The organism is Serratia sp. 1D1416 (genome assembly GCF_003641105.1).
GTDB classification, from domain to species: Bacteria; Pseudomonadota; Gammaproteobacteria; order Enterobacterales; family Enterobacteriaceae; genus Serratia; species Serratia ficaria.
Genome location: NZ_CP032738.1, coordinates 4,606,430 through 4,633,241, shown reverse-complemented (window position 1 = coordinate 4,633,241; position 26,812 = coordinate 4,606,430). Strand labels below are relative to the sequence as shown.

General features: G+C 53.5%; 46 protein-coding genes. 24 read left to right on the top strand and 22 right to left on the bottom strand.

What is annotated here, in order from left to right; all coding sequences use genetic code 11:
• The first annotated feature begins 82 nt into the window (after positions 1–82).
• Positions 83–841 (top strand): copper homeostasis protein CutC, encoded by a 759-nt coding sequence (gene cutC, locus D7I37_RS22510; RefSeq protein ID WP_061794561.1) that lies wholly within the window; start codon positions 83–85, stop codon positions 839–841.
• Positions 842–1,075: 234 nt separating this feature from the next.
• Here cutC and D7I37_RS22505 read toward each other — a convergent pair whose 3' ends face one another.
• The 16 genes from D7I37_RS22505 to D7I37_RS22430 all read right to left on the bottom strand — a co-directional run bounded on the left by D7I37_RS22505 (position 1,076) and on the right by D7I37_RS22430 (position 7,415).
• Positions 1,076–1,333, bottom strand: a complete 258-nt coding sequence (locus D7I37_RS22505; RefSeq protein WP_129544412.1) for a pyocin activator PrtN family protein — start codon at positions 1,331–1,333, stop codon at positions 1,076–1,078.
• Positions 1,334–1,389: 56 nt separating this feature from the next.
• A complete protein-coding gene (locus D7I37_RS22500) occupies positions 1,390–1,734 on the bottom strand; it encodes a hypothetical protein (RefSeq protein ID WP_129544411.1) in 345 nt (114 codons plus the stop codon).
• Positions 1,727–2,272 carry a hypothetical protein gene (locus D7I37_RS27740; RefSeq protein ID WP_129544410.1) on the bottom strand — a complete coding sequence of 182 codons (546 nt, stop codon included), beginning with the start codon at positions 2,270–2,272 and terminating at the stop codon, positions 1,727–1,729. The genes D7I37_RS22500 and D7I37_RS27740 overlap by 8 nt, the downstream gene beginning before the upstream one ends.
• A complete protein-coding gene (locus D7I37_RS22490; RefSeq protein ID WP_129544409.1) occupies positions 2,269–2,448 on the bottom strand; it encodes a hypothetical protein in 180 nt (59 codons plus the stop codon). Before D7I37_RS22490 ends, D7I37_RS27740 begins: the two co-directional genes overlap by 4 nt.
• Before the next feature lie 2 nt (positions 2,449–2,450).
• Positions 2,451–2,684, bottom strand: a complete 234-nt coding sequence (locus tag D7I37_RS22485; RefSeq protein ID WP_129544408.1) for a hypothetical protein — start codon at positions 2,682–2,684, stop codon at positions 2,451–2,453.
• Positions 2,681–3,127 (bottom strand): hypothetical protein, encoded by a 447-nt coding sequence (locus D7I37_RS22480; protein ID WP_129544407.1) that lies wholly within the window; start codon positions 3,125–3,127, stop codon positions 2,681–2,683. Before D7I37_RS22480 ends, D7I37_RS22485 begins: the two co-directional genes overlap by 4 nt.
• Positions 3,127–3,522 carry a hypothetical protein gene (locus tag D7I37_RS22475; RefSeq protein WP_129543759.1) on the bottom strand — a complete coding sequence of 132 codons (396 nt, stop codon included), beginning with the start codon at positions 3,520–3,522 and terminating at the stop codon, positions 3,127–3,129. The genes D7I37_RS22480 and D7I37_RS22475 overlap by 1 nt, the downstream gene beginning before the upstream one ends.
• Positions 3,512–3,697: a hypothetical protein gene (locus D7I37_RS22470; RefSeq protein ID WP_129543760.1), complete on the bottom strand. Its 186-nt coding sequence runs from the start codon at positions 3,695–3,697 to the stop codon at positions 3,512–3,514. Before D7I37_RS22470 ends, D7I37_RS22475 begins: the two co-directional genes overlap by 11 nt.
• 186 nt (positions 3,698–3,883) lie before the next feature.
• Positions 3,884–4,117: a hypothetical protein gene (locus tag D7I37_RS22465; RefSeq protein WP_129543821.1), complete on the bottom strand. Its 234-nt coding sequence runs from the start codon at positions 4,115–4,117 to the stop codon at positions 3,884–3,886.
• Complete coding sequence (locus D7I37_RS22460; protein WP_129543822.1) at positions 4,110–4,343, bottom strand: hypothetical protein; 234 nt, start codon at positions 4,341–4,343, stop codon at positions 4,110–4,112. Before D7I37_RS22460 ends, D7I37_RS22465 begins: the two co-directional genes overlap by 8 nt.
• Positions 4,336–4,551, bottom strand: a complete 216-nt coding sequence (locus D7I37_RS22455) for a Lar family restriction alleviation protein (RefSeq protein WP_165283097.1) — start codon at positions 4,549–4,551, stop codon at positions 4,336–4,338. Before D7I37_RS22455 ends, D7I37_RS22460 begins: the two co-directional genes overlap by 8 nt.
• Positions 4,538–4,828 carry a hypothetical protein gene (locus tag D7I37_RS22450; protein ID WP_129543824.1) on the bottom strand — a complete coding sequence of 97 codons (291 nt, stop codon included), beginning with the start codon at positions 4,826–4,828 and terminating at the stop codon, positions 4,538–4,540. The genes D7I37_RS22455 and D7I37_RS22450 overlap by 14 nt, the downstream gene beginning before the upstream one ends.
• Entirely contained in the window at positions 4,825–5,325 is a 501-nt protein-coding gene (locus tag D7I37_RS22445) for a hypothetical protein (RefSeq protein ID WP_129543825.1), read from the bottom strand. Before D7I37_RS22445 ends, D7I37_RS22450 begins: the two co-directional genes overlap by 4 nt.
• Entirely contained in the window at positions 5,322–5,942 is a 621-nt protein-coding gene (locus D7I37_RS22440) for a 3'-5' exonuclease (protein ID WP_129543826.1), read from the bottom strand. The genes D7I37_RS22445 and D7I37_RS22440 overlap by 4 nt, the downstream gene beginning before the upstream one ends.
• The gene (locus D7I37_RS22435; RefSeq protein ID WP_129543827.1) at positions 5,942–6,472 is read right to left on the bottom strand and encodes an HD family hydrolase; all 531 of its coding nucleotides are present in this window, start codon (positions 6,470–6,472) and stop codon (positions 5,942–5,944) included. Before D7I37_RS22435 ends, D7I37_RS22440 begins: the two co-directional genes overlap by 1 nt.
• Before the next feature lie 628 nt (positions 6,473–7,100).
• A complete protein-coding gene (locus tag D7I37_RS22430) occupies positions 7,101–7,415 on the bottom strand; it encodes a hypothetical protein (protein ID WP_129543828.1) in 315 nt (104 codons plus the stop codon).
• Between the two features lie 212 nt (positions 7,416–7,627).
• On the opposite strand from D7I37_RS22430, the gene D7I37_RS22425 reads away from it, so the two are divergent.
• Positions 7,628–7,831 (top strand): hypothetical protein, encoded by a 204-nt coding sequence (locus D7I37_RS22425; RefSeq protein ID WP_129544406.1) that lies wholly within the window; start codon positions 7,628–7,630, stop codon positions 7,829–7,831.
• Positions 7,832–7,896: 65 nt separating this feature from the next.
• On the opposite strand, the gene D7I37_RS22420 is transcribed toward D7I37_RS22425, so the two are convergent.
• From D7I37_RS22420 to D7I37_RS22410, 3 genes are all read right to left on the bottom strand, one after another.
• A complete protein-coding gene (locus D7I37_RS22420; protein ID WP_129544405.1) occupies positions 7,897–8,205 on the bottom strand; it encodes a hypothetical protein in 309 nt (102 codons plus the stop codon).
• A gap of 163 nt (positions 8,206–8,368) precedes the next feature.
• On the bottom strand, positions 8,369–8,737 hold the full coding sequence (locus D7I37_RS22415) for a hypothetical protein (RefSeq protein WP_129544404.1): 369 nt from the start codon (positions 8,735–8,737) through the stop codon (positions 8,369–8,371).
• A gap of 44 nt (positions 8,738–8,781) precedes the next feature.
• On the bottom strand, positions 8,782–9,441 hold the full coding sequence (locus D7I37_RS22410; protein WP_129544403.1) for a S24 family peptidase: 660 nt from the start codon (positions 9,439–9,441) through the stop codon (positions 8,782–8,784).
• Positions 9,442–9,524: 83 nt separating this feature from the next.
• Here D7I37_RS22410 and D7I37_RS22405 point away from each other — a divergent pair, with 83 nt between their 5' ends.
• The 10 genes from D7I37_RS22405 to D7I37_RS22355 all read left to right on the top strand — a co-directional run bounded on the left by D7I37_RS22405 (position 9,525) and on the right by D7I37_RS22355 (position 15,924).
• Positions 9,525–9,722 (top strand): Cro/CI family transcriptional regulator, encoded by a 198-nt coding sequence (locus tag D7I37_RS22405; RefSeq protein WP_129544402.1) that lies wholly within the window; start codon positions 9,525–9,527, stop codon positions 9,720–9,722.
• A 27-nt stretch (positions 9,723–9,749) separates the two neighbouring features.
• On the top strand, positions 9,750–10,265 hold the full coding sequence (locus D7I37_RS22400) for a YmfL family putative regulatory protein (RefSeq protein ID WP_129544401.1): 516 nt from the start codon (positions 9,750–9,752) through the stop codon (positions 10,263–10,265).
• A 215-nt stretch (positions 10,266–10,480) separates the two neighbouring features.
• Positions 10,481–11,371, top strand: coding sequence for a helix-turn-helix domain-containing protein (locus D7I37_RS22395; protein WP_129544400.1), 891 nt, complete (start codon positions 10,481–10,483; stop codon positions 11,369–11,371).
• Positions 11,368–12,090: a replication protein P gene (locus D7I37_RS22390; RefSeq protein ID WP_129544399.1), complete on the top strand. Its 723-nt coding sequence runs from the start codon at positions 11,368–11,370 to the stop codon at positions 12,088–12,090. Before D7I37_RS22395 ends, D7I37_RS22390 begins: the two co-directional genes overlap by 4 nt.
• Positions 12,087–12,434 carry a hypothetical protein gene (locus D7I37_RS22385; protein ID WP_129544398.1) on the top strand — a complete coding sequence of 116 codons (348 nt, stop codon included), beginning with the start codon at positions 12,087–12,089 and terminating at the stop codon, positions 12,432–12,434. The genes D7I37_RS22390 and D7I37_RS22385 overlap by 4 nt, the downstream gene beginning before the upstream one ends.
• Positions 12,431–13,000, top strand: a complete 570-nt coding sequence (locus D7I37_RS22380) for an MT-A70 family methyltransferase (protein WP_129544397.1) — start codon at positions 12,431–12,433, stop codon at positions 12,998–13,000. The genes D7I37_RS22385 and D7I37_RS22380 overlap by 4 nt, the downstream gene beginning before the upstream one ends.
• Complete coding sequence (locus tag D7I37_RS22375) at positions 12,997–13,437, top strand: hypothetical protein (protein WP_129544396.1); 441 nt, start codon at positions 12,997–12,999, stop codon at positions 13,435–13,437. The genes D7I37_RS22380 and D7I37_RS22375 overlap by 4 nt, the downstream gene beginning before the upstream one ends.
• The gene (locus tag D7I37_RS22370; protein ID WP_129544395.1) at positions 13,434–13,814 is read left to right on the top strand and encodes a RusA family crossover junction endodeoxyribonuclease; all 381 of its coding nucleotides are present in this window, start codon (positions 13,434–13,436) and stop codon (positions 13,812–13,814) included. Before D7I37_RS22375 ends, D7I37_RS22370 begins: the two co-directional genes overlap by 4 nt.
• Positions 13,802–15,541, top strand: a complete 1,740-nt coding sequence (locus D7I37_RS27485) for a bacteriophage antitermination protein Q (protein WP_242502729.1) — start codon at positions 13,802–13,804, stop codon at positions 15,539–15,541. The genes D7I37_RS22370 and D7I37_RS27485 overlap by 13 nt, the downstream gene beginning before the upstream one ends.
• A gap of 104 nt (positions 15,542–15,645) precedes the next feature.
• Positions 15,646–15,924 carry a hypothetical protein gene (locus D7I37_RS22355; protein ID WP_242502728.1) on the top strand — a complete coding sequence of 93 codons (279 nt, stop codon included), beginning with the start codon at positions 15,646–15,648 and terminating at the stop codon, positions 15,922–15,924.
• A 274-nt stretch (positions 15,925–16,198) separates the two neighbouring features.
• On the opposite strand, the gene D7I37_RS22350 is transcribed toward D7I37_RS22355, so the two are convergent.
• Positions 16,199–16,828, bottom strand: a complete 630-nt coding sequence (locus D7I37_RS22350) for a hypothetical protein (protein ID WP_129544393.1) — start codon at positions 16,826–16,828, stop codon at positions 16,199–16,201.
• Between the two features lie 947 nt (positions 16,829–17,775).
• On the opposite strand from D7I37_RS22350, the gene D7I37_RS22345 reads away from it, so the two are divergent.
• Genes D7I37_RS22345 through D7I37_RS22330 form a run of 5 tightly spaced genes read left to right on the top strand, consistent with a single transcriptional unit; the run spans position 17,776 to position 19,580 of the window.
• Positions 17,776–18,126 carry a phage holin, lambda family gene (locus D7I37_RS22345; protein WP_129544392.1) on the top strand — a complete coding sequence of 117 codons (351 nt, stop codon included), beginning with the start codon at positions 17,776–17,778 and terminating at the stop codon, positions 18,124–18,126.
• Between the two features lie 3 nt (positions 18,127–18,129).
• Positions 18,130–18,756: a glycoside hydrolase family 19 protein gene (locus D7I37_RS22340; RefSeq protein ID WP_129544391.1), complete on the top strand. Its 627-nt coding sequence runs from the start codon at positions 18,130–18,132 to the stop codon at positions 18,754–18,756.
• Positions 18,753–19,142 (top strand): DUF2570 family protein, encoded by a 390-nt coding sequence (locus D7I37_RS22335; protein WP_129544390.1) that lies wholly within the window; start codon positions 18,753–18,755, stop codon positions 19,140–19,142. Before D7I37_RS22340 ends, D7I37_RS22335 begins: the two co-directional genes overlap by 4 nt.
• Positions 19,027–19,299, top strand: coding sequence for an Rz1-like lysis system protein LysC (gene lysC, locus D7I37_RS27480; protein WP_242502727.1), 273 nt, complete (start codon positions 19,027–19,029; stop codon positions 19,297–19,299). Before D7I37_RS22335 ends, lysC begins: the two co-directional genes overlap by 116 nt.
• Positions 19,296–19,580: a hypothetical protein gene (locus tag D7I37_RS22330; RefSeq protein WP_129544389.1), complete on the top strand. Its 285-nt coding sequence runs from the start codon at positions 19,296–19,298 to the stop codon at positions 19,578–19,580. Before lysC ends, D7I37_RS22330 begins: the two co-directional genes overlap by 4 nt.
• A 50-nt stretch (positions 19,581–19,630) precedes the next feature.
• On the opposite strand, the gene D7I37_RS22325 is transcribed toward D7I37_RS22330, so the two are convergent.
• Together D7I37_RS22325 and D7I37_RS27120 are read right to left on the bottom strand one after the other, a co-directional pair.
• Positions 19,631–20,026, bottom strand: a complete 396-nt coding sequence (locus D7I37_RS22325) for a hypothetical protein (RefSeq protein WP_129544388.1) — start codon at positions 20,024–20,026, stop codon at positions 19,631–19,633.
• Positions 20,027–20,065: 39 nt separating this feature from the next.
• Positions 20,066–20,224 carry a hypothetical protein gene (locus D7I37_RS27120; protein ID WP_161990690.1) on the bottom strand — a complete coding sequence of 53 codons (159 nt, stop codon included), beginning with the start codon at positions 20,222–20,224 and terminating at the stop codon, positions 20,066–20,068.
• Between the two features lie 169 nt (positions 20,225–20,393).
• On the opposite strand from D7I37_RS27120, the gene D7I37_RS22320 reads away from it, so the two are divergent.
• The 7 genes from D7I37_RS22320 (at position 20,394) to D7I37_RS22290 (ending at position 26,810) form a co-directional block, all read left to right on the top strand.
• Positions 20,394–20,648, top strand: a complete 255-nt coding sequence (locus tag D7I37_RS22320) for a DNA polymerase III subunit theta (protein WP_129544387.1) — start codon at positions 20,394–20,396, stop codon at positions 20,646–20,648.
• A 50-nt stretch (positions 20,649–20,698) separates the two neighbouring features.
• On the top strand, positions 20,699–21,343 hold the full coding sequence (locus tag D7I37_RS22315; protein WP_129544386.1) for a hypothetical protein: 645 nt from the start codon (positions 20,699–20,701) through the stop codon (positions 21,341–21,343).
• Between the two features lie 141 nt (positions 21,344–21,484).
• The gene (locus D7I37_RS22310) at positions 21,485–22,084 is read left to right on the top strand and encodes an RNA polymerase subunit sigma-70 (RefSeq protein WP_129544385.1); all 600 of its coding nucleotides are present in this window, start codon (positions 21,485–21,487) and stop codon (positions 22,082–22,084) included.
• Positions 22,056–24,035, top strand: coding sequence for a phage terminase large subunit family protein (locus D7I37_RS22305; RefSeq protein WP_129544384.1), 1,980 nt, complete (start codon positions 22,056–22,058; stop codon positions 24,033–24,035). Before D7I37_RS22310 ends, D7I37_RS22305 begins: the two co-directional genes overlap by 29 nt.
• An 8-nt stretch (positions 24,036–24,043) precedes the next feature.
• A complete protein-coding gene (gene gpW, locus D7I37_RS22300) occupies positions 24,044–24,307 on the top strand; it encodes a gpW family head-tail joining protein (RefSeq protein ID WP_129544383.1) in 264 nt (87 codons plus the stop codon).
• On the top strand, positions 24,307–25,953 hold the full coding sequence (locus D7I37_RS22295) for a phage portal protein (RefSeq protein ID WP_129544382.1): 1,647 nt from the start codon (positions 24,307–24,309) through the stop codon (positions 25,951–25,953). The genes gpW and D7I37_RS22295 overlap by 1 nt, the downstream gene beginning before the upstream one ends.
• Positions 25,950–26,810: a S49 family peptidase gene (locus tag D7I37_RS22290; protein WP_129544381.1), complete on the top strand. Its 861-nt coding sequence runs from the start codon at positions 25,950–25,952 to the stop codon at positions 26,808–26,810. The genes D7I37_RS22295 and D7I37_RS22290 overlap by 4 nt, the downstream gene beginning before the upstream one ends.
• Positions 26,811–26,812: the final 2 nt, after the last annotated feature.

Genomic DNA, 26,812 nt, shown 5'->3' with positions numbered 1-26,812 from the left:
TTGTGCCTTATGCATGAGCCTACGTGAGAAATTGAGAAATGAACAATTGCCGTCGCATGTTGGCCGTCATCTGGGGGTGACAATGATTAAACTGGAAGTTTGCTGCTTTAGCGTCGACTGCGCGCTGACGGCTGAGCGGGCGGGGGCCGACCGCATCGAGTTGTGCGCCAGCCAGAGCGAGGGCGGTTTAACGCCGAGCTACGGCACGCTGCGTTTGGCGCGCGACAGGGTCAGGGTCCCGGTGCATCCGATCGTTCGCCCGCGCGCGGGCGATTTTTGCTACGGCGCGGTGGATTTCGACGTGATCAAGCAAGACATTGTCCAGATCCGCGATATGGGCTTCCCCGGCGTGGTGGTCGGCATGCTGGATGACGAAGGGCATATTGACCTGCCGCGCATGCGTGAGGTGATGCAACTGTGCGGCCACATGGCGGTGACCTTCCACCGCGCCTTCGACATGTGCCAGAACCCGATGGTGGCCCTCGATCAACTGACGCAGCTCGGCGTGGCGCGCATTCTGACCTCGGGGCAGCAGCAAAATGCCGAACTGGGCCTGCCGCTGCTGAGAGATCTGCTGCATGCCAGCCAGGGGCCGGTGATCATGGCGGGCGCCGGGGTGCGTCTCAGCAACCTGCACAAGTTTGTCGATATCGGCATTCAGGAATTGCACAGCTCGTCGGGCCATGCGGTGCCTTCCACCATGCGTTATCGCAAAGCGGGCGTCACCATGTGTTCCGACAATGAATTTGATGAATTTAGCCATTATTGCGTGGATGGCGAAATGGTGGAGGCGATGAAAAGCGCTCTGGCCTTGGTCGACCCCTTGGCGCAAAGCGCATGAACACGCAGCTAACCGCGTTTGAAAACCGGTTTCCGGGCCGCAAAGCCCCCTTGGCGTGTCACTGATCCTTCGGCGATCACGCGAGTACCAGGCCCCGGCGTTTTGTCGGGGTTAATTTTTTGTTTATCAATAGGTTATTGCTGCTAGGGGTTCTATTGGGGTGCCGATGCATGTGGAAATGAACAAAAAAAAGCATAAATAAATATCTAAAAAACCGGGCATAGCCCGGCATGGTTAGGCGTTTTGCATCGATTTGAAATACTCAATCCCCCGATCCCTTTGTTTATCGATGTAATCCGCCAAGTCATTTACGTGAATCATTCTTGGTGACTTCTGGCTATCACCCATTCTGAACGTTGGAACGGGAAGCTTGCCAAGGGAAGCTTTTTTATCCGCCGTGGCCACCTTCATGCCGAAGTATTTTTCGCATACATCCGCGAGTGGGATTGATGCGGTGTTGTATTCTGCCATCAACAAAAACATCGTATTCATAGTTTTCTCCACACGTTAAGCCCGCCGCATACGGGCATTAAATCAATCGTGACATGTCACAGTGATAGTTTTAACTCATGCCAGCCGTACGTTTGCCAGCACTCTGAATCACCGAGGAAGTAACACCCGGCAGGATCGCCGGGCAGCTTGTCTTTACACTTCCCGCAGCAGCGCTCACTGAGCGCCGCCAACTGCTTTTTTAGCTCGGCGTTATCCTTCCGGATCAGTATTGTTATGTACTCGTCCATGTCATACGGTTCACGTTGCGGCCGTCGGGCCGCGCAGTTTTCCTTTAACATTTCCACTTCTTGCTGATCCAACTTCAGTTCAAATGGAACAACACCGGATTTGCGTAGCCGTTCGCGCTGTGCCGCTTTGCGTTCTGCTGCTGTCTTAGCCATTGTCACCCTCCGGCGCTGCTGCCAGCAACCCGCGCACCGCTGTGAATGCCGGTGTCACATACTCAACATCTTCGGTGCATACCGCGTCGATGTTATTCAGCGTGTCGCCCATAAATTCCATGGCCTGTAACGCCAGTGTGAGAGCCTCGCGCACGTTATCCGGCAACCTGTAACCCTGGCTTACAGGTTGAGCCTGCACTGCTGGCGCAAGGCCCACACTTAAGCTCGCCCCAGGACACGCGGCTATACACCGGTCTACCAGTGCTACAGGATTGGCATTGGCTGGAGCTGGCGGGGCGGTGTAGAGAGGGGCATAAACCGCAACATCATCGGCCGCATTCGGTTGCTGCTCCAATGTCATGCATACACCTGAGAATTTGTTCAGGTAGGCCACCGGCTGCGCCTCCCGGTTAGCCAGGAGTTCGCGGGCCATGGCCTCGGCTTCTTCTGCCGGAATCATCACGTTGTGGCCAGCGCCGTACTTAGCGCGCCACGCCGCGATGGTTTTCAACCTCTCGGTCGTTAGTGTCTGTGTCATGGCTTCACCTTCATTCCCTTTCCAATGCCTTCAATTACTTCAGTAAGAGACTGCTTGAACCAATTCATTGGTCCCGTATAACCATCAAACCTGGCACCCTTGGCGTTAATCTTCGCAACGGTGATATCGCTTGCGGCCTTGATAGCTGCAATTGCAACTTGCTCTGAAAATTCCATGGCTACTCATCCCCCTCTACCCATCCGCGCGATGTGCTGCGGATTATCCCTTTCTTACGCAGGGCCTGCAGCCGGCGGTCAAGAACACGGAATGCATCATCGCTATCCTTGCCCTCAGTTCCAGCTATAGACGTGCAATAACCGCGGACGCACCCACCAAACAGCTCGCTAAATGTCGTTGGTGTCGAGCCAATTTTTCGCAGAATCGCCGCATCCAGATTTTCGTATTTGCTCACTGTTCACCCCCCTTTACGGTGAAGGTGAAGCCAGCGGAGCGGATTGCTTCGGCGCACTGGTCGTGGGTTCTATTCTGCTGCTCAAACTGCACCTGAACGATGCGGGGCGGGTTAACCTGCCCGGATACATCCCAGCGCTTAGGCAACCGCACCGGCGTAGCCAGCAACGCTTTCAGGTGTGCAATTTCCGCCTGAGCGCTGTCATTCATGATGATTAGATGTTTGGCTGCATCCTGTGCCTTCTGGAACTTTCCGGCATAATCGGTAGCGATAGATTCCAGCTCGGCGATGCGCGTATCGCGAGCGTAAATGACGCTTTCTAGCGATGCCGACTTGCGCTGTTCTGTGCCTACACCTGCCTGGAGCTGGATAACCCATCGTGCCAGCTCGCCTTTCTCATCATTCCGCAAACTTAGATCTTCGAGTAGATATTTATCGATCATCACAGCTCCCCATTGCGAAGGTCATCAGCGAAAGAAAACGCCTCTTGGCTCGCAGTGGCCCAATGCCGCTGCGCTTCATAATCTGGGAAGGTTTCGTCACTGGCCCATGACTTGAATGCTTCCGCCAGTTTCTCTACGCCCCTGATCTCCGCCTCAGATACGCGCTGCTCTGCTGCCTCGGCGCGCTTCTTCCATCCGGCAGACTCTCCAATCCAAAATTGAGCCACCTTATCCAGGGCGGAGACGTACTCTTGCGAGTAAATGAAGTGTGGGCCATCCGGCAACGCATGGCCCGCTGAACTCCATGCAACGGCAAACATATTTCCATCTGGTCGGCCGCGTTGAACGTCAACAGTCGCCACCGGCTTGCTCAGTTCGCTCAGATTATTGTCCATCAGGGGTATCCTTCAGGTAGTCCAACAGATTCAACACAGCCCAGCAGTAAGCCAAAAAGAAAACCCCACCCACGACATACCCAATGGTTCCATTCTCAGTGACATCAATGACTACAACCTGCAGCATCGATACAGCCAAGACCAAGATGCGAAGTAACCAGATAAACTTACTCATTTTTTCTCCTGAGATACTGACCGTTGTGCGCGGCGCTGGCGGCGTGATGGCTTGACGTGCTGCCACACGAATGGCGGGGTGTTGGCGTTGTATACCTGCCACCGCCGGTTGCTGATTTTGAAGCAGTCGGCATAACCGGCAATCGGAACCCAAAGTGTTATCCGCGCCCGCCGGTTGCTCTTACGCTTAGCCATTTTTCACCTCGGTATCCGTCGTAATCGCCTGCACCACCGGCCTACCAATGATCCGAATATTTGATTCCCCTTTGAATAACCTCCCCAGGCGGCCGACGGCCTGTTCCAATGCCTGCCGGTAAACCTGCTCGATCTTGCACTCTGGCCCCCACGAACCGAGATTTGTCAGCTCAAGGGTGAGAGTGACCTTTGCGCCGGTTTTTGTTCTGACGATTGGCTTAGCCATTGCTCTGTGCCTCAGTGTTGAAACCTCGCTCAGTGAAAAACGCAAGGCCATTTCGATATGCCTCAATCAGATCCGCCGCGTCACTTACAAACTCAGCAGACCATTTTTTCTGTACTTCCACGCCATCACGTAGCTTTTTTACGATTACGCGCTCGATGTATTCCCGGCGAGCCTCAAGCAGCTCCGGCGACGCCTCGGTCATGTAGAATTTGAGTTGCTCAATCACGCTCTACCTCCTGGCTGTGCCGGCGGTTCCAAGCCCTGATAGCCATATCTCGCTTACCTGTTCCGATGAACTGCGCTGATTGTGCGTCGCAGCCATGACAGCGAACGATGTAGGAACCCATGCCGCCATCGTCTTCCGGATACTGCTGGAATGCTTCAACGTCTTTCCCGCCGCAAAACGGGCAGGGCTTCAGTTCATTTGCTGGCATCACTGTCCTCCTTGCGGAAATCATCGGCAGAGTTAATACCGTTCAGCCAGACGCCTTCTCGTTCTTCAATAATCGAACGAACCAGGTGAGCGGCACTCACGATACTTTCCTTGATGATGGCCAGGTCGCGATTGCGGTCGGCGGTCTTCATCTTTTCACCTGCGATAGCGGCAGAGATATGCGCCGATACAAGGCCATCTAACAGCTTGCGGATTTCCAGGCTGTCAAAGTCGCCTGGGTATTGGACTTGTTGCTGCATCACTGGGCGCTCTTTCATTTGGCCTCCCGCAGCTCGTCGGCGTACTGCAAGACATCTCTGCCGATGGCTTTAATCAGTTCCTGCTTTTGTCCGGGCTTATACCGCAGCGATACTATTCCGACACGATTAGCGGCCGCTTCAACACCTTCGATTTTCGCCTGCAGGCGCACAGCGGCAAGGGCTGCGGAGGTGGCTGGGGTTTCAACAGCACACATGCTTTGAATATGTGGCGACAATCCGTAGCATTCGGAAATCAAAGAAAGCGCTGCGCCCTGCGCCGCATTCTCCACAGCCAGCGCATCGCACTTGATCAACGCAGCTGCTGCGTCGGAAAAGTACCCTTTGCATTTGGCTTCCGACATTAAAAGCTGGCGCTCCAGCGCATCGCGCTCAGCTTTAACCGTGGTCGCTTCATTCAATTTCCTGACCAGATATTCCGCTGTGCTCTCGTTAACTAAAATGTCTCGAGGCATGCACTTTCCGCGCAGGAATCCTTCCATTTCGTATACGTTCATGCGGCACCTACCTGTTGGCTATTCAGTTGATAGGCAATGGCCATCTGCTCGGCATCGTTCATAGCGTCATGCAGGGAGTTGTGCTTAACCATCGCGAAGCATGGCTGGTGGGTTTTAGGCAGGTAACCTTTGGTGCCTTTGGTCATGGCATCGATATAGGTCCGCACGTCGCGCTTACCGCCCCAGTGCCACGGACATTCGATCTCATACATTTTGTAGGCGTGCTCAAGGATAGAGCCGTCAAAGTCGGTACCACGGAAGAAGACGCGCGCACCTGGGTGTTGCTTAATCCAGTTAGAGAGCAGCCCGAGGCATTGACGCAGCGGTTCACGTTCGCCGATCAACGCGTCCTGCGCGTCTTCGCCTTGCTGACGCCACCACGTTTGTGTGCTGGCGCTGACGGTGCGGCCTTTCATCAATTGGTCGAATGTGTCAGCCAGGCTGTAAAATGCATTGGCTGAAAAGTCTGCCAGCTCGCTATCGCGCGCCACCTGGATGATGCTTTTCTGTGTCTGGTGAACATCGTCAATATCGAAAGCAAACGCGCCGATGGAAAGGAGCACTGCGGATGGAGCAGTGTCCAGCGTCTCAGTATCGATCGTGATTGTGTTGATCATCACAGCACTCCCCATTCAGTCAGCTCATTGAAGCGAGCAACGAACATTGCTCGAGCCTGCACCGGCATAACCGGGTTAATCACGATGTCAGCTGGGAAGATGCCTTCCAGCATTGGCCATGCCTGTCCATCATCGATATCAAGATCTCGGCGCTCGGTGGCCAGCATGACCAGGTCTGCATACTTCACAGCGATATCTATCTGCAGAGGCAGGCCGAAGCGCTGGCGGATCACTGCGTCGAGTTGGTCTTCGATGCGTTGGTAATCCGGCAACAGTCGTTTCAGCGGGGCGGGGATATCTTTGCAATAGGCTTCGGTGGCATCGTGCATCAGCGCCTCAAGGGCGAACTCTGGCGCCACGATTTGGCTGCACAGCACTGAGTGTTGCGCCACGCTGTAGAAGTTCGGCAGATGGCCGGCAAACCGACACTCATGGGACAGTGCCTGGGCAATATCCTCAATGCAGATGCTTTTGATCGCCGGCGCCGCAAAGTCCAAGTGGCGACCTGTAAAAGTGGTAATCCAGCTCATACGTTAATTCCCACACGCTGATTTTCGGCAAAGCGAATCCCTGCCAGAATTGGCAATTTTCCGCAGATAGAAAATCGAGTTTGAAGAAGGGAGGCCAGACGCCCGCATAGCGCTGGCTCCCGGTTAATTACTCACACATCAGGTGGCGCACTGGACCGGGGCTTTATACTGTGTAAGGGATAAGGTGAACCCGAAACAGTACGCCACCTGATATGTGAAAAAATAGCGGCCAGCCTATGAACATTATCTTCACTCCTCACGGGTTGAAGTTCGGCGTGGCCGCCAAAGACTCCACACAGCAATCGCATTTCCGCCGGATATCTGCGCTCGCTCTCGCTGCAGTGCGGCCGGCGCCGCGCATAAGGTGTGGTGGCTGGTAAACAACGCCCCCGAAGTTTCCAGCCTTGAACCACATTGGGCTGCTCACTCATGAGGTAGGATCCTTCACCGCTCCCAGAACTAAGGGAAAGGTCGAGTGAGCATTCCGATGTGCGCCGGTTACCCGGCGACTGCCACCACTACGAACAAAACAACCAACCAAAACGGGGTACAGACCACAACGCTATAGAGCACTGCCTTCCAACCTTGTGAGCTCATGATTGCCTCGGTGCGCCCCGTAGGGTGCGGGTTAGTAACCCATCCTGCGCTCATGGGCGCATTGGCGGAGGAATTCTGCTTCTGCGCGGGCTTCGATGCGCTGCATCACCAATTCGCGCTTTTCAGCGAATGTCATTGCCGCCACATCAGGTACTTTGACCTTGCCGCTGCCACGGCAATCAGGGCAGGGCACATCGTAAAGGCCGCTCATGTAGGATTCGCGGTCTTCATCACCCCATTGCTCCCATTCACTGGAAGTTATGCCGTTTGAAAATGCTGGGTTATCGACTTTGCCGTGGCCTTCGCAGCAGCCGCAGATCGCCCATCTGAACTTTGAGAATTGCATCGTGTAACCCTCTGCTGTGAACCTGGTAAGCGAATCATCCCGATCTTCGTGTGCCTCGGGCAGCTACTTCGTGGGCGTCCTGCCTGTTCGCTGTCGATGGGTTAACATTAAGATATCTTAAATTTAAAGTCAATATTAAAGTGAAGGTAACTTAAATAAGTGACTTTGACATTGGGTGGGTGTAATTTGATTAAAATTTGTACGGAGGTGGCATGGAAACGAATTGGGAAGATGAGCGGGCGGCTTTTATGGCCGGTGAAATTGGCGAGGCGGTGATGCAGCTGGTGGTTGACGGGTCAGAGGTTTGCCAGGCAAGCATCGTTGACTATCTGGAGCTGAAGAGGAAGACGGTGGGTAACACGATTCACAAGGGAGTTCTGCGAGATGCTGCAGCGTTCGTTAGGCGGGGGAAGTAGGGCGCAAAAAAACCGGCACGGTGGCCGGGTAATCGATGCATTGTTGAGTAGGGTAAAGCTACTATTCAACCTTTTGGTGATCTGTCATTATCAGCGTTTTTTTGTCCTGCCAATATGAGCTTAATATCATTTATCCCACTGTTTGTAGTAGCAAAACCACTATCTACCCTACTTTCAAGCTTATCGACTCTTGCAGAAACCTCTGACTTGCTTGTGTTGATAACAGTAGTCAATTCCTGACGCGAAGAGTTTATTTTGTCATTGATTGAATTGGATATGGTCCAAGAAGCTGTCACTGCGATAGCTACGATGCCCAACAATGAAACGCCAATTCCAATCCACATTTGTGTATGAGTAACTAATTTGCTGGTCATGTCATCTCCTCTTTGAGGTACATCTATACCAGCAGTATAGAACCGCGGCGATGCATCAAAGTTATGTGATGGTACATACCTATCCTGAGAATGCAATGGGCGATTTCTGTATGGTGTCTGGACAAGAATCTGAAAATCGTCTAAGGTCTGAGCCTTGACATACTCACCCTCCCGATGTTTCATCCCCATCCACCTTATCTTGCCTTACATAGTTTTGTTCTTTGATATTTTTTTCAACTGTTTTGTAGTTAAAAAGATGCATAAATCCACAATTTTGGCATTGCATCATTAGCAGATCTAAGCTGCGACTTCGGAAGAAACCCGCTTTTGCCTTCCCTTCCACGGGGAGGAAGGTGCCTGGTAATGTTGGCAATACAAGTGCTTTGTTTTCATCCGCTTCTGTAACCTCACTAGGTGTATGCAATTTCCACTGTTCTTCATGGCAAATTGGACAAACCTGTTCACCTTTTAAGGTGTTGAGATAATTAGCGAACGCATCAAAATCAACCATGTCACTATTCTTATCGCTCATCAAAATCTCACTTACTTTACACAGCAAATCATGTTAACTCTTTGTTAATTAAAGGGATCGTTTAAATTTTCATTATCAACGTGCCGCGATGCTTTTAGTATACCCGCTACATATTCAATCTTATGAACTTGAACTTTAGTTAAGGTTATGGGGCGATGATCTTGATTGATGCTGGTGAATTGATACTCGCCCTCGCGAGTATAGTTTAACACTTTTATCATGTTGTGTCCGTCACTGGTACGCACAAACACTTCATCACCTGGGTGGATAGCGGTACTTGGCTCAATCAGGACGAACTCGCCTGACTGAATTCTTGGCCACATGCTGTCACCCCTGACACGAAGCCCATAAGCATTCGGGTCATCGCTGTAAATCTTCAACCATCCACCACGGTACTCGACCATGTCGATCATGCCATCAACTCCTAAAACGGCATCACCAACCACAGGGACAAGCCCTGGTCGAACCTTGCCTACATATGTGATGTTTTCGTCTATCGCATCCCCATACAAGAGATGCGATGGAGAGCACTCTAATGCCGCCGCGAGAGACATCAGATTATCCCCCTTTGGCTCTGTTTCAGAACGCTCCCACTGGGAAATCGCAGCGTTAGAAACACCAACTTTTTTAGCCAGCGTCACCTGACTCAGCTTCTTTGCCTTTCTCAGCGCATGAATGCGCTCGCCAACGGTTTCTTTTTTCATAGTTAAGCAATCTTAAATCTTGTTGACTTAAGATTCCTTTAGTTAAATAATTGAAGATATCTTAAATTGAGTGAGGTGAAAAAATGCTAAAGGAAAAAGTGGTCAAGCACTACGGCTCTCAGCGTGCAATTTCTGCAGCTCTTGGCGTTAGTGATTCGGCCGTATCTCAATGGGGTGAAGTCATTCCAGAGAGAATTGCTCTAAAGCTAAGCCGTATCACTGGTGGTGTCCTTGCATACGACCCTTCGTTTTACAAAAAGTCTACCGCCCCAGCGGCTTAACAAAAACCACAGAAGCGGGGAAACCTTGTGGACAACAAAGACTTTCCTACCCAGGACGACATCAGCGAGGCGATACACAAGCTGATCACGTTGTTCCCAGGCAAGTACAGCGCGATGGCGCAGCAGTTGGACCCTGTAGCCGGCACTGAAAATGCTCTTCGTAACCGCGTCCGACAGGTATCGGGGCAGGTGGTTCCGCTGGGTATGGCTGCAGAAATGGAGTCTATCTCAGGTCGTAGCGACATCACTGAAGCCATGTGCAAGCGTGCTGGTGGAGTGTTCGTAAAGCTGCCGGAAATCGATCAGGTGGACAATGAAGAGCTGTTGGTCAAGTTCAACGAACTGATGTCAGCACTTGGTCTGTTTGCCAAGGCACATAACGAATTTACGGCTGATGGGGTATTGGACAACGACGAGAGTAAAAAACTGAAAGCTAAGGGTTACCGAATCCAATCGCTGGTGGCGGAGATATACGCCGTGACTGTGATGATGTTTGGAGAGGGTGACGCCACAGATATGCGGTCTGTGGCGTCGGGGCATTAACTAAACGTGTGGAGTAATTAACGCATGAACAGATTAACAGAATCTCGTTTGCGTGGGCAATTTCGTTGTGTAGCTGCGAGCTGCGCTAAACCGCCGGTGCCGTTGCGTTATGTGATGAGAATACCGGGCGGCTGGTTACCTGTCACCCACAGCGCGTTGCAGGAAGTTGTGGCCCGCTGCCAATATTTGGCACTGCCGGCGCCGGGAGCTGCTGCATGAGCATGAACCTGATGGCTCAAGCAATGAGCATAAAGGTTGGCAATCCCCTGCGTAAGCTGGTGCTGATTAAGATGGCTGATAACGCCAATGATGAAGGCGAATGCTGGCCGTCTTATCAGCACATTGCTGACCATTGCGAGTGCAGCAAGAGCGCCGTTAAGGCTCATATCACTGCACTGATAAAAATGGGGTTGCTCTCGAAAGAGAACCGCCTGGGCGTTAATAACGGAAAAGGGAATACATCAAACATTTACCAGCTAACACTCGGTAACCCTGTGGCGCCAGAAAGCACAGCCCCTGTGTCGCGAAAAACCATACCCCCTAGGGCACCAAAAAGCACAGGTGTGTCGTCAGAAAGCACAGCCCCTGTGTCACCTGCTGGCACCCCCTGTGGCACCACGTGGCACCAGAACCAGTCATTAGAACCTAAAGACAAAAAACCTTCTTGTCAGGTCGCTGCGCAACCGGACTTTTCCCCTGATGGTGAGTTTTTATCTCGACACCCTGAAGCCGCCATTTTCAGTGCCAAGAAAAAAATATGGGGAAGTGCCGAAGACCTCAAATGCGCGGAGTGGATCCGCTCTCGCATCGTGAAGCTCTACGAGCAGGCTGCTGAAAGTGATGGTGAGGTTGCCAGACCGAAGGAGCCTAACTGGGCTGACTGGGCCAATGAAATCCGCCTGATGTGCTCGCAGGATGGCCGAAACCATAAGCAGATTTGCGAACTGTTCGCGAAAGCCAATCGGGATCCCTTTTGGTGCAAGAACATCCTGAGCCCGTCAAAACTCCGTGAAAAGTGGGATGACCTGACGCTGAAGCTGAGCGTTAGCCCGGCGGCGACTGGCGGACATTGGAACACTGCTGAAGCGTGGGAGAACACCCTATGAACAAATTCATGAGCGCTGTTCAGAGTCGTGACGGTGGCGCCCTGGCGCGGATGATGCCAGCTGAGCCACAGGCGCGAGTGGTAAACGAGAACGCTGAAAAATTGGTTGATGCCCTGTTCACCAATCTGATGCAAATCTTCCCGGCCGCTAAGCAGACTGCGTTGAGCACGCCTGCTGAAGTAGCCGCTGCAAAACGTCAGTGGATCCTCGCCTTTGCCGAAAACGGGATCACCTCCGTAGAGCAGGTCAAGGCCGGCATGCGCATGGCGCGGCAGCAAGAAAGCGATTTTTGGCCGAGCTGCGGCAAGTTCATTGGCTGGTGCAAGAGTGGTGCAGCTGAAAGCGCGGGCCTTCCATCGGTCGAAGACGTTGAGGCAGAGTTCAAGCGCTACAGCGCTAACCGAGGTCAGCATGCCAGACCTGAAGACTTCAGATGGTCGGCGCCGGTCATGTACTGGATTGTGATAGACGTCCGTCACCTGATGATTCAGCACAACTACACCGATGCAGAGATCCGCAAGTCCATCCAGCTGCACCTCGGCAGGTGGGCTAAGCGTCTGGCAAAGGGGGATCGCGTACCGAACCCTGCACCGCAGATCACCCACAAAGAGCACATCCCAGCCCCATCAGAACTGATGGACAAAGACGGCAAATATCAGCGCAAAGGCGAAGAGCTGCTGGCGCGTATCCGTTCGAAAAGAGAAGGGGAGTCAACATGAAAAAATTAACGATCCCTGTGGACGTATTCGAAAGCGATCGAGTCAACAGCGGCATTCGCAGATTAATCCTGGCTGGTGTGCTGAAGGATAACCCTGAAAGTCAGGTGTGCCGCGTTCGCAATGCCGCCGCCGGCGCTAAATGGCATACGTTGCGTGACCTCGAATTGTTGGTACTGCAGATGTACGGGATTTACGACACACAAGCAGCTATCAGCGCCAGGCTGCGAGAGTTCAGTAAGCCATCCCAATGGCTGGTGAAAGAGCGACGCATGGAGAAGGGCGAGTCTGGGAAGTGGGTTTATTTCTACCGCTTGGTAGCTGTGGAGAAGGAGCAGGCTGCATGAAGTATTCACTGATTTATGCTGATCCCCCGTGGACATACAAAGACAAATGCGCGGACGGTAAGCGTGGTGCTGGGTTCAAATATCCAACGATGAAAGTTGAAGATATTTGCCGATTACCTGTTTGGGATCTGGCCGATGAAAATTGTCTGTTGGCGATGTGGTGGGTGCCAACGCAGCCGGAAGAAGCGCTGCGGGTAATGCGCGCATGGGGTTTCCGATTGATGACCATGAAGGGGTTTACGTGGCACAAGACGAACCTGCGCAAAGGAAATAACGCGCTGGGTATGGGCTGGATGACTCGCGCCAATAGCGAAGACTGCCTGTTTGCTGTGCGCGGGAAGCTGCTGCAGCGCCAGGATGCGTCGATCAGTCAGCACGTGACGGCGACACGCATGGAGCATAGCGCCAAGCCTGAGGCGTTCCGGGAAAAGCTGGTGCAGCTGGTGGGCGACGTACCACGTATTGAGCTGTTTGCGCGTCAGCAGGCCGAAGGTTGGAACAGTTGGGGTAACCAGTGCGATCAATCGGTGATATTGGTGCCGGGCAAAGCGGAGGTGGTGTTGTGAGCGATGAAACCCCGTATCCAGACAACAGCGCCAAGGTGCTGGCGTTCACCAAGCGTTTCGATGAGAACGCTGATATCAAAGAAATGCGGAATTTTGTCGAGGAAGACGAGCGGCTATCCCGGCGATGCGCCCATGGTGCCGTGTCTGTCTCTGAGCACGAGCGCAAAGTGACGTGCCGCCAGTGCGGTGCTGTGATCGATTCCTTCGACTACCTGCTGGCGCTGGCAAAGGGCGAAACGAAGCTGGACTGGGAACTGCGTGTACTGCGCGGTGAGATCAAGCAGCACCGGGAAGGTCTGGAGAAGCTGAAAAGGGAAGAGGTGAACTGCAAGGGGCGCATTAAGACGGCACAATTCCGGCTTGCAGACGTAAACCGGGAGCTGGTTGAGGCTGGCGATAAGCTGGTGTCGAAGAAAATGGAGAAGGGTAAATCATGATTTTGACGCTCCCATTCCCGCCAAGCGTAAACGGCTACTGGCGTTCTCCGAATAAGGGTGCGTCACGTGGCCGGACCATGGTCAGTGAGCGCGGCAGGGCATTCCAGGTAGAGGCGATCGCCCAAGTGATGGAGCAACTGCGCCGCCAGCCGAAGCCGATCAGTACGAATATCGCTGTTGAGGTTCTGTTCTGCCCGCCGACCCATGCACGGCGTGACCTGGATAACTATTTCAAGGCGCTGTTTGATGCGATGACAAAAGCTGGGGTATGGCTGGATGACAGCCAGATCAAACGCATTGTGGCGGCATGGGGACCGGTTACGAAGGGTGGCAAAGTCGAGCTGAAAATCTGCGAGGTGCAGCCATGCGCGGATTGATGAAAGGGGTGGTGGTCCGCGAGCTGGGGCAAGTCATTCTGAAGCCAGGCGACGAATTGATGCCAATGTTCGGTGATCGAGTGCTGGTGGCTACGGTCCCACCTGAATTTAGCAATATGCCAATCGGCCCCCTGCCGGCAGTGCGGCAGCAGCTTGCCAGTGACCCACGATTTAGCGCGTTCTTCATGCATGAGCGTGTCCTGAATGCTGCTGGTGGCCCTCGAGCACTGCAGGAATGGGTGGGCAATGGTTCTGGGTGCCAGTGGACATTAGGCGACGGCTATCACGACAAAAACTCCGGCGTTCATGTATATGGCCGCCTTGCTGTTCGGTTGTGTTGGCATCATCAGCACAAATTCCGGGACCACATACTGCCTGATTTGGATAGCCTGGCGGCGCAGAACGTGGCGGATTTCGTTGTGTATCGGGCCCGTCTGCATTTCAGGTTCGATGAGAGCCATCAGCTGACGTTGCCAGAGCTATGCTGGTGGGCCTGGGTTATGGAACTGACCGACCTGATACCGGAGGATGTAGCTGCAACGTCACTGCGCATGAAGCCCTACACCATGCCAGCAGGAGTGAAGAGAGAAACCGATATCGACCACACGCCAGCGGCGCGCCAGATTGTAGCGGAGAAGGCCAAGAAGGCGGCCAAGACGCTGGTAATCGATCCTGAGCCACCCAAAGCATTATTCAAGATACCTAAGCGCGAACGCTGGACTAGCGAGAAGTTTACCCGGTGGGTGAAATCTCAGCCGTGCGCATGCTGTGGTAACCCGTCAGACGATCCTCATCACATCATCGGTCACGGACAGGGTGGAATGGGGACCAAGGCACACGATTTTTTTTACCATCCCCCTTTGTCGAAAACATCACGACGATTTGCATCGTGGCATGTCACGTTGGGAAGAAGAGCACGGCACTCAGATCGAGGTGTGGTTCAGATTCATCGACCACTCATTATCGATCGGCGCCATTTCATAGTGTGGAGTATAGGCGAGCTGGCATGCGGGCCAGACGCCTGGAGAATAAGCATGATCGTGTCCGAACAACACCTGCAGTATATTCGCGAGAGCTTCATGATGGCGACTGCCGACTTGAGTGGAAAAACCAAAGGGCAGTTGCAAGCCTTTGCCGACTCGACACAGGTCTGCACAACACGCATGAAGCGTAAGAGGCGCACTATTGTAGAGCCAGACGGCACAAGGATAGTTGTTCATAGTAATCCTGTGCCAGGTACTGAAACCCGGCCGCGTTCTGGCTCCATTGCCCTGATAGAGCCGGAGACCTTTTCAGCAACCTCATGGCGCCGTGCTGCATATCCGCTGGTTGGCCATCAACGCAGTTGGCTGTCCTGGTGCTATGCCCATGATCTGGACTTCAATCATCAGGTGGAAATCACTCAATGGGGCTGGGTAGAGTTTAAAGCTCGGCTTGAGGGGAAGAAGGTGGCTGGGAAAACCATGGAGAGGCTGAAGGCATTAATCTGGCTGGCGGCTCAGGACGTGCGATCGGAAACCATGGGCGAAGTGGTATATCAGCTTCAAGATGTAGCTGCGCTGCTTCAGGTGTCGGCCCCGAACTGGTCGAAAAACTACAACCCTTACTGGTCGCTGATGCGCGGTATCTTCCGGAGGCTTGACCGTGAAGGACTCATGGCGCTATCGAGATCACGATCACAACAAAAATCGACATTTTCGCAGCAAGGTCTTGCAAAAGTTAATTAAATAGGCCATATTTAGCGTTAATTTGATATCGTGCCACAAATGTAATGACCGGCACTAAAATAAAAACCTCGCTCCGGCGGGGTTTTCTCGTATCTGGAGGTGGGATGTCAAAACACGTTACCGAGAGTCTCGTTTTCCGCCCAGCCAGCGAATTACCGACCGCTGACCTTGATGGTAGGGGTGTTCTGGTGCTCAATCCATGCGATGGTTGGCACGAGGGGCACATCCGGGCATTTGAAGAAGACGGCGAGGTTTACCACATTGGCATTCACACCTGGTTGATGGAAGAAATGACCCCTCACGATTTCTATGTGGCCTGGGCGCTGCTGCCGGACGGTATTGCGTTGAGTGAGAAATTCGAGGCGGAGAAACGCCGCTGGTAGCGACACAGCAGGTAAGAGCACTGCAAGCGCTGGGTCATAGGCAGCGCGGGAGCATGGGCAGCTATCAGGTGGGCCTGAGAAACCTAATTTGCCGGATAGTTGTTGAATTAAGTAGTGCTCTTATCTGTGGTGACAGCTATCTGCCCTGCATGAGGTTGACGCGTCATAAGCCACTCACTCGGCGGACAGGGCGGAGCGGCCACAACCCCTTATGGGACTTGAAGACCTCAGCAGAGGCCGCGCTCAGTTGGAGCCCCTTTCATAAGTTTAGTCGTTAATTAGGCTGAAGGATCACATTGGCTGTACCGGTGTATGTGTCTACGGGCATGGATTGCCAACTATTCCAGTAAATATCTCCGGTGCTTTTATCGTAAGACACTGTTCCCGAAGCTCCCTTTGTGCCAGTTAGCTGTATAGGAGCATCTTTGTTAACGGTTACGTGAGACAGGTCCGCGCCGGAGACGAGTTTTTTCCGACCAGGCTGTGCAATATTACTGATGGTTACCATTTCTTCGACGTCAACACTACGGTCAGGTTGTTTTTCAGCGTGACCTTCCTTGAAACCTATACTGTACGGAAAGTGGGTTTCATCAGGGGCTCTGGCAGCTCGAATATAAATCCTGTCAGACCATTTCCATGCTGTGAAGGAATACGGGCACGTCATCTTCACCATTTTTTCCCCGACGTCCAGAGCCACGGACATTGTATACTTTTGTGCCGATCCGGTATTGTTGATGGTGGCTATGCCGCTTGCGATGACCGCATCACCCACACCTTTCGTGATATGTTGGCCTACGAGTGGAATGTCTGTTTTATGACCGTTGGAGGTAATCTCAGTCTTGATGTGCCCGGTAAGCCCTTCAGCGTCGAGGGTGCAACCAGCAGGTACCGATACTCCAAGCACGCCACCCCCTGAGCTTTGCATTCCCCAAAGGACGTTAAAAGTGCCAGGTAAGTCAACCTGATAGTGCCCGGATGATAGATATGATACATAATAACCGGGTATTTCCAGACGTGCAGCGGAGCTCGAATTGAGAGATAAGAGAAACAACGAGGCGCCGAGCAGGGTCCTCGCACCCGGCGACCGGCGGAGGGCTGGTGCGCATAGTGAAGGGGACGCAAGGAAACAGAGGGAATGCAATCGTTTCATCATACAAGGTTTTCTCGATAGTTGTTGAGCTGGCAGACTGGATGGAAGTCTGGAGCCAGGTTAATATCGGGCATCCTTCAGTTTACTGCCCCGCTTTGCCTAGAGCCAAATTGTGTGAGTGGAAAAATCTACTCTGAAACTTCGCAACAGCAATCAAAATATTATCCTGTTGCGATGAGGATAATTATCCACACAGAAAGTTGACGCTCAATCTGATAAGTACGAAAGATGATGTTAACAAAATGGCTACAGGGAGTGGGCATTACATCGAATTCTCATCCAAAATTGACCCGGTACTTTGAGCCCTGACCTAATCGTCGGGGCTTACCTCAGCATAAAAAAGCTTTTCAGCCTGCGAAGATGGGATTGCCCGGAGTGGCTGGGAAGCGCCTCAAAAAGGTGCATTCATTGCAATAGTTTATTGATACGTTATGATGCCACTGATCCAGACGGGCGGGCATTGCCCGTTGTCCCCCAGAGCTAGCCGAACGGATCATTTAGATAGGTATCATCATCACTTTGGCCCCGAGCTTGATGCCCGGGGTTTTTTTTCATTCTGGCTAATCACATTTTGGCCGCTGGTGGTGATCCGCTGGCGACAATTATAAAGCAGGAATTCACGTCAACTATAGGCTGCCATTTGGCGGCCTTTTTGTTTTTTATCACCCGTAGATCGGGCCAAGCCCCGGCAAGGGGGAGGGATGAAAATGCCAAACAGTCCCCATAGCTGGGCGGACATCAGTGAAATTCTCGCTGCCTGGTGGCGCGGTGATGTGCCTATTGGTGGCGTCATCATGGCTGTCGTAATGGCAGTCCTTCGGATGGCGTACTCCGGCAGTAGCTGGAAAGAAACCATATTCGAAGGGCTGATGTGTGGCGCATTGGCCCTGACGACCTACTCCGCTCTGGATTATTTCGACGTGCCGAAAGCCCTAACAGTTGGCATCGGCGGCTTCATTGGCTTCATTGGTGTGAAAAAGCTCAGTGCTTTCCTTTCCGGGTATGTCAGCAATCGCTTTGGCGGCGGTAACGATTCAAAACCACAGGCATAAAAAATGACACAAATCGAATTTCAACGGGCGGCAGGTATCAGCGCCGGATTAGCTGCGCGCTGGTATCCGCACATAATCGCAACGTTTGCAGAGTTCGGCATCAACAAGCTGGTTGAGCAGGCAATGTTTATCGCCCAGGTAGGGCATGAGTCGAATGGCTTCACGGCGAAGGTGGAATCGTTCAACTACAGCGTTGATGGCCTGATGCGCACCTTTGGCCCCTTCTCGAAGGCTAAGCGCCTGAGCCATTACCAATGCACCATGCTGGGCCGCACCATTCAGCAGTCGGCAAAACAAGAGGCTATCGCCAATCTGGTCTACGGTGGCCGAATGGGTAACACCCAGCCTGGTGATGGTTGGAAATACCGGGGCCGCGGTCCGATGCAAACCACGGGCCTGAAGAACTACATGGCCTGCGGTCCTGCGTTGAAGCTTGACCTGGTTGGTCACCCCGAGCTGCTCGAGGATGACCTGAACGGCATGCGTTCTGCTGGCTGGTATTGGAAGTCGAACGACTGCGGGCGAAACCCTGATGATGTCGAGTGGGTAACTCAGCGCATCAATGGCGGTTTAAATGGCCTGTCTGACCGTCAGGCTCGTTTCGATACCGCAAGAAAGGTGCTGCTATGAGCTGGTTCCCGTTACCATGCGGTAAAGCCGTGCTGGTGGCAGTAGCCCTCGCGTTGTTCGCCTGGCTGGCCGTCAGCAACTGGGGCTACCGCAAAGAGCTGCAGCTGACCCAGCAACAGCTTTCAACATCGCAGTTGGAGAACAGCAAGCAGGCAGGGCTGATCACCACCCTGCAGGCTCAGGACACTCAGAATCGCGCGCTGGTGGCTGCACAACAGCAGCATGAACAGCAGCTACGCCAGCAACACGACATCTTGCAGAGGAAATACCGTGAAGCGATTAAAAACGATCCCTGCGCTGCTCAGCCTATGCCTGACGCTGTTGTTGAGCTCCTGCAGCAAAACACCGCCACCGGCGCCAGAACAGGTGATAAGCCTGCCCCCTGAAACAGTATTCACGCCATGCGAGCAGCCAGAGCTGCAGGGCGACACATGGGGCGACGCCGTCGGCTACACGCTGGCGCTTCAGACCTCACTGCAAATCTGCGCCGGCCAGGTGGCCACGCTTAATCAATGGCGGGAAGCCGCCGGGAGAAAACAATGAGCGAAGCTAGGCCGCAAGACGGCAGCACCGTGAATGGATACCGTACCCTGACCGCCGACGATATCGCGCAAATGAATGAACTGAAAGAAATCAGTCGTAATTTTTGCGAGCAACTCGACCTCGAACGCACACACCTCTCCCTGGAGGTGGTAGAGGCTGGCTCCCCGGAAGATGCCAGCCGCAGTGAGGCAATGCGCTGCCTGGCAATCGCCCGCACCAAAATGCAGGAAGCCTGCATGTGGGCCTGTCGCGCGGTGGATCGACCGGACTGGGATTGCTAACACCATCGGCATTACAGGTGGCATTCACTGAGTGCCACCGATAACGGGAGTCATGGTGAGGTGCTCCAGTTTTTCGCGATCTGCTCAATGTCAGACAGATGAGTAACCTCATAAACAGCGTTATTCATCTCGTCTATTGCTGATTTTTTATCCTGCTCATCACGATAATTAAACCGGTCAGCAATAGCCTCGATCATTTCGATGGTGATGCTATCACCACTCTGGCAATCAGAATTAATCAGCTCCATGGCAGCGCTTATCTCCGCCTGCTTAGCCTCAAGAGCTGCCAATAAGCGTCCGGATAGGTCCGCTGGCGTGCGAGATGAGCCAGAGATGAAATTGCGAATGGTTCTGTCGCTCACGCCCAAATAACGCGCGAGTGGGGATTGCCAGTTTTTACCGAAGGCAATTTCGCCGACTTTAATCAGTTTTTCGAGATTGTCCATTATGACCTCAATAGGCCCCATCACTGGGGCCGCTGTAGATTAGATAACGTAGTTGTTAACGATCTCGTCAGCGCTGTCTTCATCATCAGCGTTGCGATAAAGGTCTTCGACGATTTCATCAAAGCGCTCTAGGTCGATGAAGTCGATCATGCCGTGGTTGAACAGGAAAGTTTTAGCGTCGGAGATAGATTTGAACATTTTGAAACCCTCATTTGGTTATCGGTCGGCCAGTTGCCTTACCGTGAAAATATCATATCAAATTCCTAAAAATTAGGAAAGAGATATTTATCACAAATTTCATCACAGAGCAGCTTTCCGAGGCTGCTGCGTGATGATGATGTATAATCCTCCCAAATAGGAGGGCTTCATGTCATACAATCTCGGCAATCTGCCAAAAGAAGAAATGGACAAGGTCAACGTTGATATGGCCGCGTCGAGCGTTGCCTACAAAGAGCGCATGAACCAGCCAGTGATAGCTGAACAGGTAGAGCGACAGCAGCCCGAACATTTGCGAGAGTATTTCCGCGAGCGCGTGGCGCACTACCGGGATGTGAGTAAAAGCCTCCCACGCGGCTCTGACCCGGTTTATTTGCAAATGGCTGAGGCCAACGGCAAGAAATAACAAAACACTCAATCACAACCCGCTACGGCGGGTTTTTTTATGGGGGTAGCATGGCAGGTTTAAAAGAGCTGTCGGCTCAACTCCAGAGTGTCCGCAAGCAAATCCCGTTTGCCACAGCGCAGGCGCTGACAAGCGTAGCCAGAAAGATAGAGGCGGCGGAGAAAACGGCGTTTAAACGCCACCTGGAGAACCCCACGCCTTTTACCGTCAATTCGGTCAAATCCTTCGGTGCCCGGAAAAGCAACCTGAAGGCCAAGGTGTTCGTGATGGACACCGCGGCGAGCTATCTGGAGCCATTCGAATTCGGCGGCCAGCATAAGCTGAACAGCCAGGCGCTGTTGAACCCCAAGAACATCAAGCTGAACAAATACGGCAACCTGACACGCAACAAGATGACGCAGTTAAAGGCAAAGTCGGACGTGTTCATTGGTGATATTGGCGGAACCAACGGCGTCTGGCAGCGACGCAAGGCAAAGAAAGGGAAGAAGGGCAAGAAGCGGCGTAAACGCTCAGCCAATGGAACACGGCAGGCTCGCATGAAGATGCCGGCGCCGAAACTGCTGATCCAGTTCGGTGACGCGCTGCCCGTTAAGCCGACGCTCGGTTACTTCGATCGGGCACAGGCTATGGCCAATGCCTTGATGCCGACGGAACTGAGCAGGGCGATGGCTGAGGCAATGCGAACAGCAAAATGATCGGCGATCATCCCCGGGGGAGGCTCCAGAAAAAAATGGGTCCTTCCTGGCACTTTTGTAAAGCACGGGCATTGCGCGCCGCGTTCTGCGTCTAGCTATCAACTTTTGAAATTTGGGTAACAGGTAACACTGAGGTAACAGATGAACCAGTCAGATTTTGCCAAACTTCACGGCGTCAGCCGAAAGACGGTAACGAGCTGGAAGGCCCGCGGTTGGCTGGTTCTGGCCGGAGACGATATTGATGTCGAGGCGTCGAACGCCAACATTGAGCGCTTCCGAAAAACTGTTACCCGTCCGGAAAAAAAAGCGGCAGGTAACAAACAGGGTAACAAAACAGGTAACAGATCCTCGGGTAACAAATCAGGTAACAAAAACGAGAAGGATCTTCCCGAGTCTGCGACTGAAACCGTCAAGCGAATGATTGCAGAGCACGGCGTCACAATGACGCTTGATGAAGCGCGCCAGATGAAAGAGAACTTTCTCGCGTTGCTTACCCAGCTCGAGTACGACATTAAATCCGGGCAGGTGCTGCCGTACAAAGACATGATTGAGGCCGTAGGTAATGAATACGCCCGCATGCGCACCCGTCTCATTGCGATTGCTCCTGAACATGGCCCCCGTCTGCGGGTGCTGGCTTCTACCACCAACGACGCGGAGTTTGTCCAGGCACTGCAGGAGGTGGTTTACGAGGCGATGGAGGAATTGAGCCTTGATGCAGATAACAACCGAGGAGAGAGCTAACGCTGCAGCCTGGCAGAATTTCACCGGTGAGCTGCGCCAGCGTCGCTCCGATGTTCGCCCCCCAGAGCCGCTTTCACTGAGTGAATGGGCTAATAAATACGCGGTATTGTCGAAAGAGACCAGCGCGCAAACCGGCCGCTTTCGTTCCTTCGCTTATCAGGATGGCATGATGGATGCCATCACTGATCCAACGGTGACGCAGGTATCGGTGATGAAGTCGGCGCGAGTCGGCTATACCAAGATCCTTGACCACGTTGTCGGCTATTACCTGGCGCATGATCCGTCGCCGATCCTTATCGTTCAGCCGCGTGTTGAAGATGCTGAGGACTACAGTAAAACCGAGATCGCGCCGATGTTGCGTGATACTCCGGTGCTGGCGGAAATCTGCGGTGATCCAAAGGCAAAAGACAGCAATCAGACCATCCTCAAAAAGACCTTTGCCAATGGCGCCAACCTGACGCTGGTAGGGGCAAACAGTCCCGGCGGCTTCCGCCGTATCACCTGCCGGGTCATTCTTTTTGATGAGGTTGACGGTTATCCGGCCGGCGGAGCCGGCGTGGAGGGTGATCAGATTGCGCTGGGCATTAAGCGTTCCGAAACATTCTGGAACCGTAAGATTGCCCTGGGCTCAACGCCGACGGTCAAAGGGACAAGTCGCATAGAAAAGGCGTATGAGGAGAGCGATCAGCGCCGCTATTACGTGCCATGCCCGCATTGTGGTGAACATCAGGTATTGGAATGGGGCGGCCCGGATACCCCTTACGGCATCAAATGGGACAAGGATGAACACGGCGAGGGAATTCCTGAAACGGCGTATTACGTGTGCCGCCACAATGGTTGCGTGATCCACCATAACGAAAAAGCCTCAATGGTGAAGCGTGGCGAATGGCGAGCGACCAAACCTTTCAAAGGTCATGCCGGCTTCCACATCTGGGCGGGGTACAGCCTGTTCCCCAATGCCGCATGGAAATACCTGGTTGCCGAATGGCTGCGGGTGAAAAATGATCCGCTCATGCGTCAGACCTTTATCAACCTGGTGCTGGGTGAGCCGTATGAAGATCGCGGCGAAAAAGCGCTGAGTGAAAAACGGTTGTTGGAACGCTGTGAAGTTTATGCGGCTGAAGTGCCTGATGGGGTGACTGTGCTGACAGCCGGTATCGATACCCAGGATGGGCGCTTTGAAATTGAAGTCACTGGCTGGGGCCGCAACGAAGAAAGCTGGTCCATTGCCTTTGATGTGATTGAGGGTGATCTGGAAACCAATGAGCCGTGGCAGCGCCTTGATGCCTATCTCAAGCAGATATGGCGTCGGGCTGATGGTCGTGGATTTACGATCATGGCGGCATGTATGGACTCCGGCGGCCATCACACCCAGAAAGTTTACGAGTTTGCCAAAGAACGTCTTGGCCGCCGTATTTGGGCGATCAAAGGGGAATCTGCGCGCGGCGGTAAACGTTCTCCGGTTTGGCCGACGAAAAAGCCAACGTCCAAGTCAAAATCCAGTTTCAAGCCAATCATCATTGGGGTGAATGCGGCCAAAGATACCATCCGCGGGCGCTTGCATATCGATCCGCCCGCACCGGGTGAGGCTGCAGCCAGTTACATGCATTTCCCGACGGATCGTGATTTGAACTACTTCAGCCAGCTGCTGGCTGAGCGCTCTGTGCTCAAAATTTCCGGTGGCCAGCGTTATCGCGTTTGGGAACAAATCCCCGGGCGGGCTAACGAAGCGCTGGATTGCCGGGTGTACAGCTATGCGGCGTTGTGCGGGCTGTTTTATCTCGGGCTGAAACTGAACCAGCTGGCAGACAATATCGTAGTAAATCCTGATCGTCTGTTGCCGGCGCCACCGCAGCCGGAAGAAAAACAAAATCTTCGGCTGCCTGGCGTCATCATTGAAGAGCCGGAAAAACCGAAGCGCAAGCGCCTGTCGCAACTTTTGCCATCTTAAGGATCCCTATGTTTAACCGTAACACTAGCCTGCTGGCCGGTGCGATGACGCCTGAACAATTGCAGGCTGCATTGGCAAAGGCGCAGCAAGCCTATATTGACCTTGCTGCCGGGGCCCGCGGCGTGTCGTTTTCGTATACGCAGGGTGATGGCACACGTTCCGTTTCATACCAACAAGCCTCAATGGCAGACCTGATGGCGCTGATCCAGTTGCTGCAGGCTCAATTAGGTATTGTTACCCGCCCGCGCCGGCCGATGAGGTTTAGATTCTGATGAGTGACATCAAAATTTTAGGCCCAAATGGGCAACCGCTGCCCCCTACGCGGTCAAAGGCATCCATGCTGGTGGGAGGGAGCCGAGTACCCTACGATGCGGCGGATTCATTCAGTGACCAGTTGGCAAACTGGCAGCCGGCGCTGTGGTCGCCCGACAATGAGATCAATATTTACCGCGATCGCATTGTCTCCCGTGTCAGGGATTTGGCCCGTAATGATGGGTGGGCAAGCGGCAGTATTACCCGGGTACTGGATAACGCCGTCGGCGCGAACTTTCGTCCTATCCTCAAGCCAGACTACCGGATGTTGGCTCTGATGACAGGAAACAAGGCGTTTGATGCAACCTGGGCTGATGAGTACGGCAAAGTCATCGAGGCCCACTGGCGGTCTTGGGCGCAAGATGATCCGGGGCGTTATTGTGACGTTGAGAGGAAACAGACGGTGTCGCAAATGCTGCGGCTGGGTTTTCGTCATAAATTGATTGATGGCGATGCGCTAGCGGTACTCCAGTATCGCCCTGATCGGCTTGGGCGCGGTCGAGGGCGCTACGCGACTACGGTGCAGATTGTAGACCCGGATCGCCTGAGCAACCCGCAACAAAATTTTGATATGCCTAACATTCGCGGTGGTGTCGAAATTGATGATGATGGCGCTCCTGTGGCCTACCACATCCGCGAAGCGCATATTGGTGACTGGTGGAGCGGCGCCAAAACGATGACCTGGCGGCGTATTCCGCGGGAAACGGACTGGGGTCGCCCGCATGTTGTGCATGATTATGACCATGAGCGTGGTGCCCAACACCGCGGGAACGGGATATTAACGCCGGTTGTTCAGCGGCTGAAAATGCTTATCAAGTATGACCAATCGGAGCTTGAAGCCGCTATTTTGAATGCGGTCTTTGGCGCTTACATTACCTCTCCGTACGATCCGCAGATGGTTGAAGCGGCGATGGGGGAAACCTTTGACGATACCCAAATCGGCGCCTATCAGGAAGGCCGCGTAGACTTTCACAGTGATCGACGCATATCGCTGCAAAATGGCGCGAGAATGCCGATTTTGTACCCGGGTGAGGATGTGAAGGCAGTCAATGCAGCCCGCCCGCACAGCAATTTTGAAGTGTTCGAGAGCGCTGCATTGCGCAACATCGCCGCTGCTACCGGGCTTTCTACCCAACAGGTAACACAAGACTGGTCTGACGTTAACTACAGCTCGGCGCGTTCTGCAATGCTGGAGGCATGGAAAACGCTAACCCGCCGACGTGATGATTTTTCTGCCGGGTTTGCTCAGCCGATCCTGTCTGCGTTTATCGAAGAAATCCACGACACGGAAGATTTACCGCTGCCGAATGGTGCTCCGCATTTTCTGGACGCCAGGGCAGCTTATTGCCGTGCGCGCTGGATGGGGCCAGGTCGCGGCTGGGTTGATCCGGTGGCAGAGAAGAAAGGCGCCATTCTCGGTATGGATGCCGGGCTTTCAACGCTGGAAATGGAAGCGGCCGAAAACGCCGGTGAAGACTGGGAAGAAATGCTTGACCAGCGGAAACGAGAAATTGCCGCGTTCAAAGAGCGCGGGCTCCCGTTGCCGACTTGGGCACAGGCCGAAATCTTCGCACCAGAAACGATAAAAGACCCGGAGGCAGAGTGAATTTACCGCACCTGGCGCAGCGGCTGTTTAACACGCCGCTGGCGCTGCACCCGCAAAAGGCCGAAGTGGTCATGGCCGCCATGATGGACCGGTTCGGGATAACCCGCATCAACACGCTGGCATCTGACTGGCTGGGGGATGATGAAAGTTTTACCCGCAAGGCACGTAAACAGGACGCCGGCTATGACGTGGTTGGCGGTATCGCGGTGATCCCCGTGCAGGGGACATTGGTTCAGAAGTTGGGCAGTCTGCGACCCTACAGCGGTATGACGGGCTACGACGGGATCAGGCAGTCGTTCCTGACGGCGGTCAGCGACCCCGAAGTGATCGGCATCTGCCTCGATATCGATTCTCCCGGCGGTGAGGTAGCCGGCTGTTTCGATTTGGTGGATGAGATTTATCACGCCCGCGGTTCAAAACCGATCCACGCCATCCTTACCGAAAATGCGTATTCCGCCGCGTATGCCATCGCCAGCGCGGCAGATCGCATTCATGTACCGCGTACCGGTGGTGTCGGTTCGGTCGGGGTGATCGTCATTCATTGTGACTGGTCACAGCGAATTAAAGAAGACGGCCTGGCGGTCACCATCATCACCTACGGTGACCGCAAAGCCGAGAGCAACCCCTACGTCAAATTGAGCGATCAGGCCCGCGCCGCGATTCAGGATGATGTAGATGCGATGGGTAGGCTTTTTGTCAGTACGGTAGCCCGTAACCGGGGGATCACTGAAAAAACTATCCGTAACACCCAGGCTGCCTGTTTCCTGGCGGCTGATGGCGTCAAGTTGGGGCTTGCCGATGCGGTGATGACCCCTGATGCCGCATTCCGAAAATTAATCAATGAAGCAGGAGCTTAACG